The sequence below is a fragment of the Antarctobacter sp. genome, assembly GCF_048262615.1.
In the GTDB taxonomy this organism is placed as follows: Bacteria; Pseudomonadota; Alphaproteobacteria; order Rhodobacterales; family Rhodobacteraceae; genus Antarctobacter.
Genome location: NZ_JBLXFB010000021.1, coordinates 1 through 19,506 on the forward strand (window position 1 = coordinate 1; position 19,506 = coordinate 19,506).

The following is a 19,506-nucleotide window of genomic DNA, read 5'->3' on the forward strand; positions in this document are numbered from 1 at the left end:
ATCTCCTTCTCGTCGAAGATCAGCAGACTGCAAATCATAGCTTATGTCAGTGTCCGAATTTCGGGAGGTAGCTCAGAAAGCTGATTTCATGAACGGGTTGCACCATATTCGAATTGTTTCGCCGGTATACCCCAAGCCACGCATGCCGGAGTCGGGGCGTTTTATCGCCAACCTTGCCGAAGCCTGGAGCGCGAGAGGTCTCTCGATTGACGTCGTGGCCCCGACGTCACTGTCCGAACGCCTGAAGACGCGGCGGCGGGCACCGGAAAACATCGACATTCCCGGAGTAGCCGTTCGCTATGTTCCAACGCTGGGGACACCATTCGCGCGCCGCCTGCCGAAGAGGCTGAAGGCTTGGCTTGCCGCACGGGATGCCGCGAAAATTGCGAAAACCTTGCGCACAGGGGTCAGGCCGGAAGTCATCTACGCGCAATTCGCCGCCGCAGGTGCGATTGCACGAAACGCGGGCAAGGCGCTTGATCTTCCGTATGTCGTGGATCTGGGAGAGTCCCATCCGCTGATCGGCGACAAGGACCGCGCCCAGAGAAGCAATCTGCGTGAGATTGACGATGCCGAGGTTGCCCGAAATCGCGAAGTTGTCCGCGACGCGGCCGGGATTGTCTGCGTTTCCCCACGCCTGCGTGACGAGGCAATAGAACTCGGAGCAGATCCGGCGCGCGTATCGCTCATTCCCAACTTTCCGAACTGGGATCGTTTCCGACCGCTCGACAAGGCCGAATGCCGGCGCCAGCTGGGGCTGGACCCCGATGCGTTCATCGTCATCTACGTGGGGCATTTCATGGGGCGCAAAGGCGCGCCGCGCCTGAACCAAGCGCTGCACAAGATGACGAACCCGGTGCAGGCGGCCTTTATGGGGTCGGGGGCGCTTGTTCCCGATTTTCCGGGCATCATTCACATGGGCAGTGTCACACACGACCTGATGCCGGTCTGGATGAACGCGGCGGACGTGATGGCGCTGCCGACCCTTGCCGAGGGCTGTTGCAACGTGATCGCCGAAGCTCTGGCCTGCGCCCTGCCGATTGTGACGTCCGACATCGAGGACATTCGGTGGCAAGTGCCTGACCGGGGCGTCGTTCTGGTCGATCCGATGAACACCGACGCCATCGCGGCCGCGCTGGACGCATTGGCGGCGGACCCGGACCGTGTGTCCGCCATGCGCGCCGACTTGATGCCATTGGCTGAACAGGACCGCGAAAAGAACCGGGCCACTGAAATCCTGAACTGGATGCAAGGCCTGCTGGGCAACGCCGAACAAGCGGCGGAATGATGTCCTTTGATATTGATTGGCAAACAAGTGAAGAGCGGTCCCAAATGAGTTCCAGCGAGAGCCATCGAAAGGACGCGAAGCGGGAAACCGGCGTCATTCATGTCCAGCCGCGCCTTCCGGTCTACAGGATCGACTTCTTTGACCGTCTTGCCCAGCGGTTCGGCGACGGTCTGAAAGTCTATTTCAGTCCCGGAACACAATGGACACTGACCAAGCCGGTCGAACGGGACTGGGCGCATCCCATCGGGGACATGAAAGCCTTGCCGGGAAATCTGCTCTGGCAGGAAGGCGGCGCTTTTGTACCGCTTCGGCGTGGCGATGTGGTCGTCCTTTCGGGCAACCCCCGCCAATTGAGTGTGCTCACATTGTTGATCCGGGCAAAACTGCGCGGGGCCAAGACGATTTGGTGGGGCCATTACTGGAGTTCGACCAGCCGCCGCTGGCGTCAGGCGTTGCGCAGCGGCCCGATGGCGTTGGTGGACGCGATCCTGTTCTACACAGAGGACGAAGTGGCCCGCTACCGGGCCAGTGCCTCGGGCAGGCGGGACCGCCGCCCGGTGGCCGGACTCAACAACGGGTTGGATCTGTCCACCATCACATCGCTGCGGGAGCCATATGTGGCGGCGCGGCGCGGACGGACGCTGCTTTTCATTGGGCGGCTGATGGTGAAATCTCATCTGGCGCAGGGACTGGAGGCGTTGGCGACGCTCGGCGACGACGCGCCGGTTCTGCACGTTATTGGCGACGGACAGGATGGCGAGGGTCTGCGGCAACGCGCGAAAGAGCTGAACCTTGGGCACAAGGTCATCTGGCACGGCAAGATGACGGATGAGGCCGAGATTGCCCGGATCGCCAACCAATGCGCCGCGTTCCTCTATCCCGGAGAGGTGGGGTTGAGCTTGATTCACGGCATGGCCTACGGGCTTCCGGCCATCCTGCATGACGACAACCGGTATCACATGCCCGAAATCGCGGCCTTCCGCGACGGAGAAACGGGCGTCAGCTTTGCCAGAGGCGACACGGCCTCGCTGGCGGGCGCAATCACCAGCGCCATGGCCGATCCGGACCAGTTGGACCGATGGTCCGAAAATGCGACGAACACCGTTGGGCCGACATTTTCGCCGAAGACATGGCGCGCCGCTTCATCGAGCTGGTCGAGGTGTTGGAGGGCAAGAAATGACCGCTCCGGCGATTACGCGGGCGGATGCCCTGCAACCTGTTCTGGTCGCGTCACATCCCCGGTCCGGAACCCATTTGGCGATGGATTTCCTGCGCCGCCAATTTCCCAGTCTGGCGAATTGGCGGTACTGGGGCCTGCCGCTGGACCACCTCTATCTGAATCTCGAACGCCTCGGCGCGCAGGATCGGCGGTTTTCAGAAGACCTTGCGCGGCGGATTGTAAATCGCCCCCGGCGCGCGCTGCTGAAAACGCATTTTCAGGCGGATTTCGGATCCAGCTGGCAACCCGAGGAATCGGCCCCGCCAAACGGACCGTGGCGGGATTTGGCGGACCATGCGCAAACCATCTATATCGTCCGCCACCCGATGAATGTGATGACTTCTTACCACCAGTTCCTGTCGGGGATCGATCCGTCGCGCTACGCGACGGGGTTCATGCAGTTTCTCGAAAGCGATCACTGGGACGCCAGCACCGACCGGCTGGGCTGGTGGGAGCGGCACGTTGTGGACTGGACCGCGCGTCCCGGTACTCTGGTCATCCGGTACGAGGACGTCGTCAAGCGCCCCGAGGCAACGATGCGCAACCTCGCAGAGGTTCTTGGCGAGCGCCCGGCAAACCGCATGCCGCCGATGCCGCCAAAGGTGTCTTCGATCACCCGAACCCGCTTTTCGAGACTGCTCAACCTGTCGCCCCAAAGCACCGCAATTGTCGCTGAGCGAAGCCGCTTTCCGGCGCTGGACTGGCGCAAAGAACTTGGCGCCGAGGAGCGCGCCAAACTCGCCGAACGGCTGCGACCGCTCCTGACCCGTTTTGATTATTCGCTGGAACCACCGGCGTGAGCATCTCAGGCGCGCGCATGACCAGATCGGGTCTTTGCATTCTTGCCCCGGACATGTCGCCACGGTCCGGTGGCGTTTACGAGGCGATTTCCGGACAGGCCCGAGCGCTGCGGTCCGCGGGGCGCAGCCCTCAGGTTCTCAGCCTGATCGCCCCCGGCCAGGAACCGGGCGAAGAGACGTCGGAACTATCCATCCGGACGATCCGGGGCAACGGTCCGCTTGCCTACTCCCGTGTGCCGGGGTTGGCTGCCGCGCTGGATGAATCCGGCGCTGGCATCCTGCACGTTCATGGTTTGTGGCTGCCCGCGATCTCGACCGGTGCCCGCCATTGGCAGCGTCGGACGGGGGGCGCTCTGGTGATTTCGCCTCATGGCATGCTGGACCCTTGGGCGCTGCGCAACAGCCGGTGGAAAAAACGTCTGGCGTTGACCCTGTACGAAGGCAAAACCCTTGCCGGGGCCAATTGTCTTCACGCGCTGAATCTGTCCGAGGTTCAGTCGATGCGTGCGCTCGGTCTTCGGAATCCGATCGCCGTTGTCCCGAACGGCGTTGACCTGCCGCCTGCGTCTCCGGCCGGTCCGCCGCGTGATGCCGATGGTCGCCGGATCATGCTCTTTCTGGGTCGCCTGCATCCCAAGAAAGGTCTTGCCGAGACGATCCGGGGCTGGGCCGCGCTCTGTGCGCAGCGGCCGGACCTGCGCGACGATTGGCGTCTGGTGATCGCGGGATGGGACGACGGGGGGCACGGAGCAGACCTCAAAACCCTCGTGCAGGAGCTTGGCCTTGGCGGCGACGTGGCGTTTCCGGGGGCGGTCTACGGCGCGGCAAAGCAGACGCTCTTGGCACGGGCCAGCGCGTTTATCCTTGCCTCGCGGTCCGAAGGCTTGCCGATGGCCGTTCTGGAGGCATGGTCTCATGCGCAACCTGTTTTCATGACATCGGAATGCAATTTGCCGGAAGGATTCGATGCGGGGGCCGCGATCCGGATCACCACGGACCCGGCTGCGATTGCCGCCACCCTTGTCGCGCATCTGTCACGTGCGGATCTGGATCAGGTCGGGCGTGCCGGTCGGGAACTGGTCGAAGAGCGGTTCACATGGGATAGCATTGGTCGGCAACTCGATGCGGTTTATGCGTGGTTGGCGGGTGACAGCGGCGCGCGTCCTGATTGGGTCACTGTCGCGTGACCGCCCGCCCGCCGCATAGATCCGCGAATTGAAAGGTCTGCCTGTGACCCTGACTGTCGTTATCCTGACCAAGGACGAAGAGATCCACATCGGCCGGGCCATCGGATCGGTGGCGTCGGTGGCGGACCGGATTGTGGTGGTGGACAGCGGGTCGTCGGATGAAACCACATCCATTGCGCGTGAACTGGGCGCACGGGTGTTGGTCCATCCCTTTGTCACTCAGGCGAAACAGTTCAACTGGGCGCTGGAACAACTTCCGTCCGATACCGACTGGGTGTTTCGACTTGATGCCGATGAGATCGTGTCCCCGGAACTGGCATCCTCGTTGGCGACAGTGCTGCCTCAGCTTGGCGAAGAGGTGGCCGGTGTCGAGGTGCTCCGGCGGATGGCCTTTCTCGGTCGACCGATCCGCTGGGGTGGGGTTTTTCCACTTCCGATCGTTCGCGTTCTGCGCCACGGCAGGGGGCGATCTGAAGATCGGTGGATGGATGAACATATCGTTGTTGACGGCACGCTAAGCCGCATCGAAGGAGAGCTTCTGGACGACAACCTGAAGCCTCTGGGCTGGTGGATCGAAAAGCACAACGCCTATGCCAGCCGCGAAGTCGTAGAGATACTGGATGCGGAATTCGGGTTTCTTGAACGCGATTTACGCGGCGGCCAGCACGGCCACAACACGGGGGTCAAACGGTGGCTCAAGGAAGGTCTGTACGGACGTCTGCCATCCGGGATCAGATCCTTTGCGTATTTCCTTTACCGATACCTGTTCCGCTTCGGGTTTCTCGACGGGCGTGAAGGCACGGCCTTCCATGTCCTACAGGGCTTTTGGTATCGCTTTCTGGTGGACGCCAAACTGCTCGAAGTGCGAAAACGGATGCAACGGGATGGTCTGGACCCATTGACCGCTGTTGACCAGGTGCTGGACATCCGGCTGGTGAAAGACGGGCCGGACCGGACATGATGCGGCAGCCCCGGTCAGGGACCGGGGCTGCCTTGCCGCGCTCAGATTTCCGCGCGCCATGAAACGTCGATTGCCGTATTGGCCAACGGTTGCCCGGACAGCTCCTGAACTTCGAGAGCAATCTGTGTGGCCGTGATGCTCGTTACCCTTGCAACGCTTGTTGTATTGCCGACGATCTGAGCGAAGGCAGAATTTGGCGTGTCCAGCAGGCCATGCGGTATCGCAAGCACGCCCGAGGCATCGGTTGTGCCACTGAACGTGCCACGGCGAGCGATGCCCTGCCGTGGGTCTCGACCGATTGCGCCGACTGCATTGGTCCGAAGCTCAAAAATGGCCATGACCTCATCGGCGGTCAGCACGCGGTCATACAACATGATCTCGTCAACCGTATTCTGAACCGAAAGCGCGCCGCCGTTGACAGCCCATTGATCGTAGCCGCCGCTTGTCAGACCAGACGGCATCGGCTGAACGACGCTGTGGACGATCTTGCCGCTGGGCGCGCGCAACTGGAACTCGGTGTTGGCCGAGTCGTAGCTCAGGATGAACCAGAACGGGCTACGGATGGGATTGTCACCGGTCGGACCAAGGTCGTCAGACGTGGCCGCGCCCCCGCTGTCGCGCGTGCGGACCCGCAGAAAGCCGGGGCGCGCGCTCAGTTCAAGGAAGGATGGCCCAGAGTTCTTGACGATATAATGGTAGACTGAATCCGCGGTGGATGGCGTCTGAATCATGACCGCCAGTGTCCAGTCTCCGGTCCAGTCGAATGACGTGTCGTAGACGCGCAGACCGCCGCCCGCCCCATTGCCGGTAACGCCGTCGCCGAAACGTGTGTTGCCGGAAGCCTTGCTGCCGCCCCCGACAATCGACGCGCGCGCGCCCGAAATCGGGCAATGAAAACTGTTGTTGCCTTCGTCGACCAACGAAAAGGCGCGCACCAGCCCGTTGGACGTGAACCCGGTGAACGGGATCGAATAGTCATCGAATGAAGAGCGCCCAAGCGGTATGATCCGTCCGCCGTTCTGGATGATACCGCCGACCACGTTGTTATCGTTGTTGGTGATATCTCCGGAGACATAGATCGTGCCGCTGTCCAGAACGATGTTCCCGTTGGTGTTTTTCTCCAGCCAGCCCTGACCGTCCACTTGGTAGGTCAGACGTTTTCCCTCGTCATCGCCATCGACATGAATGCCAATGCCACAGGCGCCGATCTCGGCGGCCCGCAAATCAATCCGGCTGTGGATTTGCTGGCCACCTCCCAGACGAACCCCGGTGTCGCAGTTCGTGATATTGCGGATGCCGAACAGATTGGCCTGCATGAACGGAGAGACATCGCCAATCGGGGTCGGACACTCGGTCTCAAGCCCCATGTTGCAGTCGAATGCGTTCAGGTTGTGGGTTTCCACATAGGCAAAGGCCCCACCCTCACCGGTAAAGTAATAGGCCTTGTCGGCCCCTTCCACGTAGAGATTCCGCAATTGGCTGGACCGGAGATCATAGCCGTAAAACGCGGTGAAAGTGCGGAAATTCGCGTCTGTTGACTCGGCAATGATGGCGAACCCGTCCAGCGTGGTGTTGACGCAGTTGTCGCCGTCCTGTCCCATCTGGATTGCGCGATACGTGCCTTCATACTTGATCGTAACCGGATGGTTGGCGGTGCCCCCTCCGCGCTGGCCGCCGGCACCCGATCGCCCCTGAAGCGTGGTGCTGCGGGGAATGACAAGGGTGTCGGTGATCCGCCATGTGCCGACAGGAAGTACGACGATACCGCCGCCGCTTCGCGAAGCGGCGTTAAGGGCCGCCTGAATTGCGGCGTGGTCATCGGCAATTCCGTCCCCGATGGCACCAAAGGCCCGGACATCACAGGCACCCAGCGACGGGACCACACGCAAGTTTATTCCACCGGCGGTGACAATGTCCGGGTCGCTCACATTCGACCCGACGACGCTGTAGGTGTGCCCGCCTTCGGCCACCATGATCGTGTCGCCGGCCGCGACCGGGATACGGCCTGACTTCTTGGTGTAGCTCAGGCCAAAGTCAGCGCGCAGTTGCGAAATCGACCGGAACGTCGCGCCGTCGCCGAGTGCGAAGTAGGATTTCACAATGACATTGTCTTGCTGGAACAGCACCTGCCCCTGTTCAGCTTCGATGGTGATCCGGTAGTCTCCGTCGATCAGGAAACAGAGGCCGAATTCGCCGTTTTCATCGGCGGTCATGGGGTTGGTCTGCTGGACGGTCAGACCCCTGTCGGTAAAGACAGGGGCAAGCCGGTCTGTCCCCGCCGCGTAGATATAACGCTTGGCGCGCGGTACGGGCGTGTTGGTCGCGTCCATCGCCTGTCCGGCAATATCCAGTTTCAAGAGTCCCATTGCATTCCCTCGTTTCAGATTGCCATTGACGGCTGTCATCCTCGGGAGTGCTGGCCTCTGCTGCCGCCTCAGCATTGCGGCGGGTGCACCCGCTGGCGAAGGGCGAAAGGCCGGGTCTCCCGAATGCAATTGGTTATTCACTTGCAGCCCTAACAGTCCGTCTCCGGACCGCCCGCACGTTCGGCAACAGCCGACACAGGCGCGGGGGCTTTGGGCGTGGCCTCTGCCCTGTGTGGCGCTTTCTTGTGGTGGCAGAAACGCGGTGATGTCGGCCTGAACATCGGCGAAATCCGGTGATTTGCACGGTCCATTGGCAGATGATGGCGGACGGGCCAGAGGCGGGGTGCTTTCAAGTTGCGCGCCTCCGGCAAGTTGGGATATGCGACAGCCGATGCCTAACCCGGCCACCCCCTTGGCCGTTACAGCAAAGAATGGTTGTTTGATGAAGAAAGCTCTAATTACCGGCGTGACCGGCCAGGACGGCTCCTATCTGGCGGAACTGCTTCTCGAAAAAGGTTATGAAGTGCATGGCATCAAGCGCCGTGCCTCGCTTTTCAATACTGAACGGGTTGACCACATTTACCACGATCCGCACACCAGCGGGAAGAACTTCACGCTGCATTACGGCGACCTGACCGACACCTCGAACCTGACCCGCATCCTGTCCGAAGTGCGCCCCGATGAGGTCTATAACCTCGGTGCGCAAAGCCATGTCGCCGTGTCGTTTGAGGCCCCTGAATACACCGCCGATGTGGACGCCACCGGCACCCTGCGCCTGCTGGAATCGATCCGCTTTCTAGGTATGGAAAAGTCCACGCGTTTCTATCAGGCCTCGACGTCGGAACTCTACGGTCTGGTGCAGGAAATCCCGCAGACTGAAAAGACCCCGTTCCACCCGCGCAGCCCCTATGCCGTCGCCAAGATGTACGCCTACTGGATCACGGTAAACTACCGTGAGGCCTATGGGATGTACGCCTGCAACGGCATTCTGTTCAACCATGAGAGCCCGCGCCGGGGTGAGACCTTTGTCACCCGTAAGATCACCCGCGGCATGTCCAATATTGCGCTGGGCCTGCAAGGGTGCCTCTATATGGGCAACATCGACGCGCTGCGCGACTGGGGCCACGCCAAGGATTATGTCCGGATGCAATGGATGATGCTGCAACAGGACGTGGCCGAGGATTTCGTGATCGCCACTGGCGTTCAGTATTCCGTGCGCGAATTCATCCAGTGGACCGCCAAGGAACTGGGGATCGAACTGGAATTCTCGGGCGAGGGCGTGAACGAGATTGCCACCGTGGCCGCCGTCACCGGCGACAGCGCCCCGGCGGTCAAACCCGGCGACGTGATCCTGCGCATCGACCCGCGCTATTTCCGCCCGGCCGAGGTGGAAACCCTGCTCGGCGACCCGGCCAAGGCCAAGGAAGTGCTGGGCTGGGTGCCCGAGATCACCGCGCAGGAAATGTGCGCAGAGATGGTCGCATCCGATCTCAAGGCCGCCCGCCGCCATGCCCTGTTGAAAGAACACGGTTACGATATTCCCGTCGCGCTGGAAAACGGCTAAGGTCCGTTCCGCGCGGCCGCCATTCGAAGTCAGGAGGCACATTATGCCCAAGATCTACGTAGCAGGCCACCGCGGTATGGTGGGGGGCGCGATCACCCGCCAGCTTCAGCAGCGTCAGGCTGCGGGTGAGGACATTACCCTAGTCACCCGCACCCACGCCGAACTGGAACTGACCAATCAGGTGGCGGTCAAAGAGTTCATGATGTCCGAAAAGCCGGACATCGTGATCCTGGCGGCGGCCAAGGTTGGCGGTATTCTCGCCAACAACAGCTATCCGGCAGAGTTCATCTACGACAACCTGATGGTGCAATGTAACGTGATTCACTCTGCCTGGGAGGCGGGGGTGGAACGGCTGTTGCAGCTTGGGTCGTCCTGCATCTACCCCAAGGCGGTGCCGCAACCGATGCGCGAGGCGGCGCTGCTGACCGGCCCGCTGGAACCCACGAATGAGCCTTATGCGGTTGCCAAGATCGCCGGGATCAAGATCTGTGAAAGCTACAACCGCCAGTACGGGGTCGATTACCGTTCCGTCATGCCGACCAACCTGTATGGCCCCGGCGACAACTTTCACCCGGAAAACAGCCATGTGATGCCGGCCCTGATCCGCCGCTTTCACGAAGCGGCACAAGACGGCAAGGATGAGGTGGTGATCTGGGGCAGCGGCAAGCCGCGGCGTGAGTTCCTGCACGTCGATGACATGGCCGCCGCGTCGCTGTTCGTGATGGATCTGGACAAGGCGAAATATGACGCCAACACCCAGCCACAACTGAGCCATATCAACGTTGGTTCCGGTGTGGATGTGTCCATTCTGGAATTGGCGCAAATGGTGGCCGAGGTGACCGGCTACAAGGGCAAGATCGAACTCGACCGGACCAAGCCCGACGGCACCATGCGCAAGCTGATGGATGTCAGCCGTCTGGCCGACATGGGGTGGAAGGCGTCGATCGACCTCGAAAACGGCGTGCGTGAGACGTACCAGTGGTTCCTCGACAATCAGGACAGCTTTCGCCGCTGACCTTGACTCCGGCCCACAATTGACAGTGAAACGCGTCGCGCCATGGGCACGGCGCGTTTTTCTTTGTGAGGTTCTAAACTCAGTCGACCGGCAGGCCAGAGGGCACCCTGTCAGGCCGACCCAGAGGGCGTGCCGTTACACTTTGCCCGGTCAGCGCGTGCAGAAAGGCGACAAGGTCCGCGACCTCTGCGTCCGACAGGGGCAGGGGGCGCACGTCCAGCGCCCGCGCCTGTCGCGCCATTTCACGGCTGTCCTGTCGGATCAGGAAATCGCCCTCTGCCAGCCACGGCACATCCGGCAGCGCGGCCTCGGCCACTTTCCACAGGTCCGCGCTGGCTCCGGGATCAAGGTGATGCCGGATGATCCCTTCGAGCGAAGCAAAGGCCCCGTTGTGCCCGTAGGGGGCGGTCAAGGCGACGTTGCGCAGCGAGGGGGTGCGAAAGCGGTACGCGTCATCGATCAGGTCCGTCTCGCCCATCCGGCCCACGTCGCGCGGCATCGGGTCAAACGCCCGCGTCCGACCGGGGCCAAAGGCGGGCAGCCCCAGCGCGTGAAACCCTTGGTCCGTGAACAGGGGGCCGGCGTGACAGGTGCCGCACATCGCTTCGCCAAAGAACAAGTGCCGTCCGCGTTCGGCGTCGTCTGGCAGGGGGGCGCCGTCGCGTTGCCACGCGTCATAGGGGCTGTCGATGCTGATCCATTCCGCCGCCATGAAGGCCCCCAGAGCGTTGCCGATCTCGACAATCGTTACCTCTGCCGGGGTGTCGATATGCGCAAACGCCTCGACAAACAGCGCGCCGTATTCCGGAATGGTGCGCACGCGTTTGGCGAGGATCGGCCAGCCAAGGTCGATCCGGTCGTGGACCGCGCCGGTGACGTCGTTCTCACCCACGTTGCCAGCCATCTCGAACTGGGCGGTCAGCGGGAACAGTGCCTGCGCGGCGAGAATGCTGTTCAACCCCTGCGGCAGCCATTCCTCGGCGGGGCTGTCAAAGCCGTTGCCGAACTGGTCCGAAACCTCCAACCGACCGTCGTGAAAGAGGACGCGCACGGATTTGTGGCCAAGGTTCCACAGGGCGGGGGCGTTGCGGGGGATGCGCTTGCGGATCGCTTCGGGGCCGGTGCCGGGGGTGCGCTCCCGTCCAAGGCCGCGGCCGCCCTCGCCGATGCCAAGGCTGAGGCCGTCGCCGCTGGCGAGGCTGTGGTGGTGGCAGGTGCCGCAGGAAATGTTGCGATTGCCGCTGAGGATGGGGTCATAGAACAAAAGCTGGCCCAAGCGGGCTTGCGCCGGGTCGGTGGGCAGGAAATCATCCAGCGTGATGGGCTCGGCCTGTGCTGGGCCGGTGAGGAGGAGGCAGAGTAGATGCAAAAGACAAGCGGCGCGCATGGGATCATTCTGGCAGGGTTGCTGGCGCTCTCAAACCCTGTTTTTGCCGCCGATCTGGAGGAGGCGCGGGATTTGATGGAAGCGGGGGAGTTTCCCGCCGCAATGGATCAGTTCCGGGTGCTGGCGCGGTCGGGCAATGCGGACGCGGAGGAATTGATCGGGGTGATGTATGCCTTGGGGCTGGGCGTGGAAAAGGACCCGGAGCGGGCGTTCGAGTGGTATCTGAGGGCCTCGATGAAGGGCCATCCGGGGGCGCAATCGGGGCTGGGGTGGTATTATGAACTGGGCCTTGGCCTGCCCGCGCCGGACCTTGTTCGGGCCTATCTTTGGTATGCTCTCTCGGCCATCGGGGGGGATGTGGACGCCCCTGATTCCTTGGAGGAATTGACCCCGAGGATGGGCCGGGACGCGCGGAAAAGGGCGGAGGTTCTGGTCGAGGATTATCGGGTCTGGATGTATCCGTTTCGGTGAGGGAAAAATGGCGTGTCCACGCGTGGACAGGTATGCGGGTGTGAAAAATCAAGGGGTTACAGAGACGGTTTTAGGATTGGTTAAGCTTTGAGGTTTGCGGAGGAGGCGCGGTCGGGCCGGGAATTCAATGCCCGTCCTGCAAGGAAAGAGGGGTTGCGCGGCCCCTCTGGAACGTCCGCTCCGCAGACAGAACCACCGACCAGACCAGGTGCGCCAAGGTCTGCTTAGGTGACGGACGCGCAACTCAAAAGTCGTCTAAATTGCGGTTGCTACAGTCACGACTGCGGGAATTGGTACGTCCCAATCAGGTCCGGACCCGTGTTTTTCGAGTACCTTTGATACAACGGCTGCTCGTATCGCTGCCGCATTCTCTGGGGGTTGCGGGCGCAACAGGGCACCGCCCCTAGCCGTCCCCTCAAGAAAGAAATCATAGGGCGCGCCGGGGTCTTGTACGTGCCACCTCGATGCGACTGTGAATTGACGGCAATCTGAAAATCCAGCGTTCTCCAACACGGGAAAGGCGATCGTGGGATCAGCATAGTCATTTGCTCCGGGGCCCGGTGGCAAGGCAATGTCTGGAGACCCGTGTTGACCAATGGCGCCAAAAACATATCCAAGGGCAGTATCGACTTCCGGCCCGCACCAAACTGAAAACGCCAGGCGGCCACCAGTACGAAGAACTCGGCGGGCCTCTGCCACAACTTTCGGGGGGTCCGGAACATGCGGCATCCCGAACCCGATTGTCACAGCGTCAAAGGTCTGATCCTCAAAGTCGAGCGACATGGCGTCGCCTTCGACAAACCGGACCTCTGGCACGGCTGCTCGGGCGATCTTGAGCATGGCAGGTGAGAAATCCAGCCCCGTCACCCGAGCGCCAGCTTTGAGAAGACCAGCAGCCACGTTGCCCTGACCGCAGCACAGGTCGAGCACGGCGATATCAGGTCCGGCCCCGACCGCCGCCACCAAGGAGGGGACAACCATGTCTGAGGCTTTGGCAAACACTTCGGCATAGGATTGTGCCACATCGGATTTCGCCCACTCGCGTTTTTCGAGCGCGGCAAAAGTATCCGGTTCCTGAAACTCTGACATCCTCCGCCCCGCAATGTGCGCCCGTCCATGAACAAGCGTACGAGACACAATGTCAACGAAATCAAGCTGAGCAGACATTCGCGGACCTGTCGGAAATTGGTATCCTTGGCTTCAGACCCGCCCTTCTCAACCTGTGCCAAGCGATCTGCCATCCACACCGCCAAACGCAAAAGGCCGAGGGCGTCACGCCCCCGGCCTTTCATCTTGGCGTTGTCGCGCTCAGTTCAGGTCGGCGTCATAGGCGGCGTTCAGGTCGGCCTCTGCGGCCTCCACGGCCTCGATCAGCGCATCGAGGATCTTGTCCCCGCCGTCGACGTTTTCGCGGAACCAGTCCTGCACCGGCTTGGCGGCCTCGGCGAAGGCTGCTTTTTCCTCGGGGGAGGGGACGTAGATGTCTCCGCCGCCTTCGACGAAATCGGCATAGGCCTGAATCGCGCCCCGCTTGGGCGCGGCAAAGGTGGCCTGTTGCAGCGCGTAGAAGCCATCAACCACCACGCGTTTCATGGCGGGGTCGAGCCCCATGAACTTTTCGTTGCTCATCCACCACAGCGCGCCCATGTAGGCGTGGCCGTCCAGCGTGACGTATTGCAGGCCCGCATCGGGGAATTTCATGCCCATGATGTCGGTGATGCCGTTTTTCGACCCATCCACAACGCCGGTCTGGAACGAGGTGAACAGTTCCGGCCACGGGATCGGGGTGGGCGCGGCGCCCAGTGCCTTGACCAGTTCCTGCGGCAGATCGGCAACCACGGTGCGGATCTTCAGCCCTTCCATGTCGGCGGGCGAGGTGATGCGGCGCTTGGTATTGGCAAAGTTACGCCAGCCGCCGGTGTTGCCGATGGTCATCAGGCGCACGGTGTTGTCGCTGTCCTCCAGCGCCATGTCCCGCATGGTGCGGACGAAATCGCCGGTCAGCACCTTTTCCGCGATGCGGTCATTGGCCATCAGGTAAGGCAGGTCCAGCACCTGAACATAGGGAAAGATGCCCGCCGCCCCGCCGGAGGTGGAGATGTAGACGTCGATGGAGCCCTCTGCCACGCCCTCGATGCATTCCGCGCCGGTCGAGCAGAGCTGGGTGCCCATGTAGATCTCGACCTCGATGGCACCGTTTGAGGCGGCCTCGACGTAGTCCTTGAACACGATCAGGCCGGCGTAGTCCTCATCTGCCTCGTTCGAGTTGGCGGTGGCGACGATCTTGATCGGATCGCCATGGGCGGCGGCAAGGGCTGCGCCGCCGGTCAGGGTTGTGGCGGCGAAGGTCGCCGCGGTGAAGAGATGTTTCAGCATGAGTACCTCCCGTTGGGTGCTGTCGTTTCTGGTTACTTGGGTAGCGGTGCCGGACTGATGCAGGCCATGAAACCGGTGTCCGGCGGGCATTTGATGAAATCCGCCAGATAGGGGACGGTCATCGAGATCTGGGGGACGTAGGTGATCAGGAAGATCACGAAGATTTCGACCGCGAGGAAGGGCAGGATCGCCCGTGCGATGGTTTCGACCTTTTCGCGGCTGACCGTCGAGGCCACGAACAGCACCAGCCCCATGGGCGGCGTGGCCAGCCCGACGGTGAGGTTGACGCTCATGATGATGGCGAAGTGGACGGGGTGGACGCCCAGTTCGACGAAGATCGGGCCAAGGATCGGGCCGAGGATGATGATGGCGGGGCCCGCGTCCAGAAACATGCCGACGATGAACAGCAGGATGTTGATGAGGAACAGCAGCACCAGCGGGTTTTCCGACAGTCCAAGGATGATGTCGGTCAGGATCTGCGGTGCGTGCGAGAGGGAGACCACGGTTTTGAAGGCCACCGCCGCGCCGACCAGCAGCAGGACGGCGGAGGTGGACAGGGCCGAGCGGGCAAGGACCTGATAGAGGTCGCGCAGGGTCATGGAGCGCAGGACGAGAAAGCTGATGATCAGCGCATAGGCGACGGCGACGGCGCTGGCCTCTGTCGGGGTCATGACGCCGACAAGGATGCCGCCGAGGATGATGATGGGGGTTTGCAGCGGGGCGGCGGCCTTTTTGCAGATGATGCGGAAGTCGTGGTCGACCTGTTTGCGCCAGTACATCATCAGCGCGTGGGCGATCACCAGCATGAGTGCGAAGACGATCCAGAGGTTCAGGCTGTGGATCTTGTCGCCGTTCTCATCGAGGCGGGCGAGGCCGAGGGGGACGGCGAGGCCAGAGTAGACCGCCATCAGCAGGCCGCCGACGTTAATGCGGACAAGCACGAAGCTGACCCAGTATTCGGCGACGCTCATGGTTTGGTTGCGGTGGACGATGCGTTCCGCCTTGGGCAGGTCATAGCGGTCGGCCATCAGGCGGACCATGACCATCAGGCCGACCCCCACAAGGATGCCCGGCACGATGCCCGCAAGGAACAGGGCGGCGACGCTTTCGCCCATGACATAGGCGTAGATGATCATGATGCCCGAGGGCGGGATGATCGGGCCGATGACGGAACTGGCGGCGGTGATGGCGGCGGCGAAGCGGCGGGTATAGCCGTTTTTCTCCATCGCCGGGATCAGGGTGGACCCCAGCGCAGATGTGTCGGCCACGGCAGAGCCGGACAGGCCCGCGAAGAGGATCGAGGACAGGATGTTGACGTGGGCAAGGCCGCCGCGCAGGTGGCCCATGATGGCCTGTGAGAACTCGACAAGGCGGATGGTGATGCCGCCGCGGTTCATGACCTCACCGGCCAGCATGAAGAAGGGCAGCGCCATCAGCGGAAAACTGTCCATGCCGTTGTAGAGGTTGCGGTAGAGGACGGAGAGTTGGCGCGATTGGTCGTCCATGACCAGCAGGCCAAAGGGCGCGGCGAGCAGGGCAAAGACCACCGGCAGGCCGATCATGATGAGGACAAGGAAGACGGGCAGGAACCAGATCAGCATGTCAGTCCGCCCCCGCCATGTCGTCCGTGTTCAGGCGGGTCAGGCGATCACCGCCACCCATGAGGGTGATGAACTGGCGCAGGATGAGTTCCACGTTGACGAGGATCAGCAGGTTTATCCCGACCCAGAGCGCGGCGTATTGATACTGGTTGGCGAACTTGGCCTTGCACTTGCCGATCTCGATCCCGAAGGGCCAGCGCAGCGAGGAAGAGCAGCCGCGGCCAGAGAGGCTGTCGACGTGGTTGTTCAGGCCCTTGTCCCAGGCGATCAGCAGCACCCAGAGCGAAATCGCCAGCAGGACCAGCGTCAGCAGGCTGGCCAGCAGCCGGGGCAGGGCGCGTTCCAGCATGTCGATGGCGACAAAGCCGCCTTGCCGGTAGGCCAGCGGGGCCATCAGGCCAACCAGCCAGAGCATTCCGAAGCGCGCGCCTTCCTCTGTCCAGTTGGGGGCGTCGTTCAGCGCGTAGCGCCAGAAGATCTGGCCAAGGATGAGGCAGACCATGATCGCCAGCGCAAGCACCGCAATCACCCGGCCCACGGACAGGATGCCCGTGTTCAGCCGCTCCAGCGGCCAAAGCAGTATCAGCAGCACCGGCATGGCGCTCCTCCCATAAACGGGGCGTGAGGCGCCCCTTGTCGTTCGGGCCGGGATCTTGGCGCCCCGGTCCCCTGATGTGTCTAGCCCTTGAGGCTGACGAACCGGCCGCCCTGAAACAACAGCGGCAGGCCGGGCCGGAAGGCCGCGCCAAGCACGCGGCCCACGATGATCACATGGTCGCCCGCGTCATGCACCGCCTCTTGGCGGCAATCGAACCGGGCAAGGCAATCGGCCATCTGCGGCACGCCGTTGTCGTCCGCCGCCCAGTCGAACCCGTCAAAGGCATGGGCGTCGCGGGTGAACCCGTTGCAGATGTGTTTTTGGTGGCCATCAAGGACGTGGATGGCGTAGTGGCGCGCGTCCCGGAACGTGGGAAAGCGGCGCGAGGATTTCTGTGGCGACCACAGCACCAGCGGCGGGTCCAGCGACACGCTGGCAAAGCTGGAGGCGGTGATCCCGACCGGCCCGCGCGGGCCGGAGGCGGTGACGACGGTGACGCCGGTGGCAAAACTGCCAAGTGCTGCGCGAAAGGCGCGGGAATCCTCGCTGGGGTCAAAGGCCTGCATCGCGTGGCTCCAGTCGCCGTCCATCACGGAACCTCATGTCCCTGCGCGGCGGTATAAAGCTCGAACCACAGCGCGCGCGTCATGTCGACCTTGAAGGCGGTGGAAAAGCGTTTGATCCGCTCAATTGTGTTGGTGCCCATGACGGGCAGGATACCGGCGGGATGCGCCAGCAGCCAAGCGATGGCCACGGCGGCGCGGTCCACACCCTGATCGGCGGCGACGCGGTCCATGACCTTGGTCAGCGCGGTGTTGGAACTCATCAATGCGCCGCCGCCCAGCGGCGACCATGCCATCGGCGCGATGCCGCGTTCCTGAAGATAGGCCAGATCGCCGTTGGTGAACCCCTCAAGCGCGCTGAGGCTGAGTTCGATCTGGTTGGTGACCAGCGGCGTCTTGGTGGCCGATTGCAGCAGCGTCCAATCGTGCTGCTTGAAGTTCGACACGCCCACGGCGCGGACCTTGCCGGAGGCCACGACCGCGTCCAGCGCGGCCCCGGTTTCGCGGTGGTCCATCATCGGATCGGGGCGGTGGATCAGCAGCAGGTCGATCTGCTCGATCTTCATCAGGCGCAGCGAATGATCGACCGAGGCCATGATATGCGCGCGGCTGGTGTCATAGTATTTCACCGGCGCGTCGGCGTAGCGGCCCACCGGGGCGACGATGTCACATTTGGTGACGATCTCGACCTGTTGCCGCAGGTCCGGCGTCATCGCCGCGCCAAGGAGTTCCTCGGCCTCATAGCCGCCGTAGATGTCGGCCTGATCCAGCGTGGTGATGCCCTGTTCAAGGCAGGCGTCGATCTTGGCGCGGACATGGACGGGAGAAGTGTCGGAATCGTCGCCCAGACGCCACATTCCATAGACGATGCGGCTAAAGCTTAGCCCCTGTTGCAGGTCTACGCGTTGCATCATTTCCGCTCTCCCACGCCAAGCGGCGTTGCCGGTGTTTCGTTCGGGACGCGGCCATATTCATGCGGCAGCGAACACGTTTTCAGCTCTGGCATGACCAGTTTGCCGAAATATTTGCATTCATCAATGTGGGGGTAGCCCGAGAAGATAAAGGCTCGAATGCCCATCTTGCGGTACTCTTCGATCTTGGACAGCACCTGATCGGCAGAGCCGACCAGCGCCGCACCACAGCCCGACCGCGCCCGGCCCACGCCGGTCCAGAGGCCGGGTTCGACGTAGCCGAATTTATCCGCCAGTTCGCGGGCGCGGGACTGGTGCGAGACGCCCAAAGAGCCGCTGTCATGGGCGCGGTTGCGGATCAACTGGCCGTATTCGTCGTTCAGTTTGGATACGAGGCTGTCGGCGTAGTCGCGGGCCTCTGCCTCTGTGTCGCGGACGATCATATGGACGCGCAACCCGTAGTCCAGCGTGCGTCCATAGCGTTGTGCCACGGCGTTCACGTCCGTCATGCGCTGGGCAAGCTGTTCCTTGGGTTCCGGCCACATCAGGTAGACGTCGCAATGCTCACCGCAGAGGTCCAGCGCGGCGGGGGAATAGCCGCCGAAGTACAGCAGCGGGCCGCCGGTCTGATAGGGTTTCGCCGGGTCGGTGGTCAGGCCTTTGAAGGTGTAAATCTCACCGTCGAAGTTGATTTCGTCCTGCGTCCACGCCTGTTTGAGGATCTGCACCACCTCGCGCGAGCGTTGGTAGCGATAGCCGCTGTCGGCGGTTTCGCCGGGGAAGTCCGACGAGATGACGTTGAGCGTCAGCCGCCCCTTCATCATGTGATCCAGCGTCGCCACGGTGCGGGCCAGCATGATCGGATGCATCTCACCGCAGCGGATGGCGGCCAGCATGTTGATGGTGCTGGTCAGCGGCGCCATGCCCGCCACGAATGACAGTGTGTCCTGCCCGACCTGGTAGGAGGACGGCGCTAGGATGTTGCGAAAGCCCTGGCTTTCCGCCTCCAGCACGATGTCGCGGCAGTGCTCAAAGGAGGACCGCAGCGCGCCGTCGGGCACGCCAAGATACCGGTAGTCGTCGGAGCAGAGCGCCGAGAACCAGCTGACCTCGGAGGCGTCGAGATCGGATGAGGTGACGGGCACGACGGTCATGTCGGGGTCTCCCAAAGCTGCGCCGGATTCGGCGGCGATTTCTTC

16 protein-coding genes and 1 pseudogene are annotated in these 19,506 nt (G+C 62.4%); 8 read left to right on the forward strand and 9 right to left on the reverse strand.

Features of this window, described 5'->3' with window-relative positions:
* Positions 1 to 142: 142 nt before the first annotated feature.
* The 5 genes and pseudogenes from ACN0S5_RS18515 (at position 143) to ACN0S5_RS18535 (ending at position 5,455) form a co-directional block, all read left to right on the forward strand.
* Positions 143 to 1,288 (forward strand): glycosyltransferase, encoded by a 1,146-nt coding sequence (locus ACN0S5_RS18515; protein ID WP_417210221.1) that lies wholly within the window; start codon positions 143 to 145, stop codon positions 1,286 to 1,288.
* 467 nt (positions 1,289 to 1,755) lie between these two features.
* A pseudogene (locus ACN0S5_RS18520) lies at positions 1,756 to 2,337 on the forward strand (glycosyltransferase); the annotation flags it as partial.
* Positions 2,338 to 2,464: 127 nt separating this feature from the next.
* On the forward strand, positions 2,465 to 3,307 hold the full coding sequence (locus tag ACN0S5_RS18525; RefSeq protein WP_417210222.1) for a sulfotransferase domain-containing protein: 843 nt from the start codon (positions 2,465 to 2,467) through the stop codon (positions 3,305 to 3,307).
* A 17-nt stretch (positions 3,308 to 3,324) separates the two neighbouring features.
* Positions 3,325 to 4,494: a glycosyltransferase gene (locus tag ACN0S5_RS18530; RefSeq protein ID WP_417210223.1), complete on the forward strand. Its 1,170-nt coding sequence runs from the start codon at positions 3,325 to 3,327 to the stop codon at positions 4,492 to 4,494.
* A 43-nt stretch (positions 4,495 to 4,537) separates the two neighbouring features.
* Positions 4,538 to 5,455 (forward strand): glycosyltransferase family 2 protein, encoded by a 918-nt coding sequence (locus ACN0S5_RS18535; protein ID WP_417210225.1) that lies wholly within the window; start codon positions 4,538 to 4,540, stop codon positions 5,453 to 5,455.
* A 41-nt stretch (positions 5,456 to 5,496) separates the two neighbouring features.
* On the opposite strand, the gene ACN0S5_RS18540 is transcribed toward ACN0S5_RS18535, so the two are convergent.
* Positions 5,497 to 7,821, reverse strand: a complete 2,325-nt coding sequence (locus ACN0S5_RS18540) for a glycosyl hydrolase family 28-related protein (RefSeq protein ID WP_417210226.1) — start codon at positions 7,819 to 7,821, stop codon at positions 5,497 to 5,499.
* A gap of 442 nt (positions 7,822 to 8,263) precedes the next feature.
* Here ACN0S5_RS18540 and gmd point away from each other — a divergent pair, with 442 nt between their 5' ends.
* Together gmd and fcl are read left to right on the forward strand one after the other, a co-directional pair.
* Positions 8,264 to 9,385: a GDP-mannose 4,6-dehydratase gene (gene gmd, locus ACN0S5_RS18545; protein WP_417210227.1), complete on the forward strand. Its 1,122-nt coding sequence runs from the start codon at positions 8,264 to 8,266 to the stop codon at positions 9,383 to 9,385.
* Between the two features lie 43 nt (positions 9,386 to 9,428).
* Positions 9,429 to 10,400 carry a GDP-L-fucose synthase gene (gene fcl / locus ACN0S5_RS18550; protein ID WP_417210228.1) on the forward strand — a complete coding sequence of 324 codons (972 nt, stop codon included), beginning with the start codon at positions 9,429 to 9,431 and terminating at the stop codon, positions 10,398 to 10,400.
* Between the two features lie 79 nt (positions 10,401 to 10,479).
* Here the strand turns inward: fcl and ACN0S5_RS18555 are convergent, their stop codons facing one another.
* Positions 10,480 to 11,787 carry a cytochrome-c peroxidase gene (locus tag ACN0S5_RS18555; protein WP_417210229.1) on the reverse strand — a complete coding sequence of 436 codons (1,308 nt, stop codon included), beginning with the start codon at positions 11,785 to 11,787 and terminating at the stop codon, positions 10,480 to 10,482.
* Here ACN0S5_RS18555 and ACN0S5_RS18560 point away from each other — a divergent pair.
* Complete coding sequence (locus ACN0S5_RS18560) at positions 11,764 to 12,258, forward strand: tetratricopeptide repeat protein (protein ID WP_417210230.1); 495 nt, start codon at positions 11,764 to 11,766, stop codon at positions 12,256 to 12,258. The two genes, ACN0S5_RS18555 and ACN0S5_RS18560, sit on opposite strands and share 24 nt — an antisense overlap.
* 255 nt (positions 12,259 to 12,513) lie before the next feature.
* Here ACN0S5_RS18560 and ACN0S5_RS18565 read toward each other — a convergent pair whose 3' ends face one another.
* From ACN0S5_RS18565 to ACN0S5_RS18595, 7 genes are all read right to left on the reverse strand, one after another.
* Positions 12,514 to 13,347 (reverse strand): class I SAM-dependent methyltransferase, encoded by an 834-nt coding sequence (locus tag ACN0S5_RS18565; RefSeq protein WP_417210232.1) that lies wholly within the window; start codon positions 13,345 to 13,347, stop codon positions 12,514 to 12,516.
* Between the two features lie 219 nt (positions 13,348 to 13,566).
* Complete coding sequence (gene dctP / locus ACN0S5_RS18570) at positions 13,567 to 14,634, reverse strand: TRAP transporter substrate-binding protein DctP (RefSeq protein ID WP_417210233.1); 1,068 nt, start codon at positions 14,632 to 14,634, stop codon at positions 13,567 to 13,569.
* Positions 14,635 to 14,666: 32 nt separating this feature from the next.
* Positions 14,667 to 16,235, reverse strand: coding sequence for a TRAP transporter large permease (locus ACN0S5_RS18575; RefSeq protein ID WP_417210234.1), 1,569 nt, complete (start codon positions 16,233 to 16,235; stop codon positions 14,667 to 14,669).
* Between the two features lies 1 nt (position 16,236).
* Positions 16,237 to 16,833, reverse strand: coding sequence for a TRAP transporter small permease (locus tag ACN0S5_RS18580; protein WP_417210236.1), 597 nt, complete (start codon positions 16,831 to 16,833; stop codon positions 16,237 to 16,239).
* Positions 16,834 to 16,913: 80 nt separating this feature from the next.
* Complete coding sequence (locus ACN0S5_RS18585) at positions 16,914 to 17,423, reverse strand: flavin reductase family protein (protein ID WP_417210238.1); 510 nt, start codon at positions 17,421 to 17,423, stop codon at positions 16,914 to 16,916.
* Positions 17,423 to 18,307 (reverse strand): aldo/keto reductase, encoded by an 885-nt coding sequence (locus tag ACN0S5_RS18590; protein ID WP_417210304.1) that lies wholly within the window; start codon positions 18,305 to 18,307, stop codon positions 17,423 to 17,425. The genes ACN0S5_RS18585 and ACN0S5_RS18590 overlap by 1 nt, the downstream gene beginning before the upstream one ends.
* Positions 18,307 to 19,461 carry an LLM class flavin-dependent oxidoreductase gene (locus ACN0S5_RS18595; RefSeq protein WP_417210239.1) on the reverse strand — a complete coding sequence of 385 codons (1,155 nt, stop codon included), beginning with the start codon at positions 19,459 to 19,461 and terminating at the stop codon, positions 18,307 to 18,309. The genes ACN0S5_RS18590 and ACN0S5_RS18595 overlap by 1 nt, the downstream gene beginning before the upstream one ends.
* Between the last annotated feature and the right edge of the window lie 45 nt (positions 19,462 to 19,506).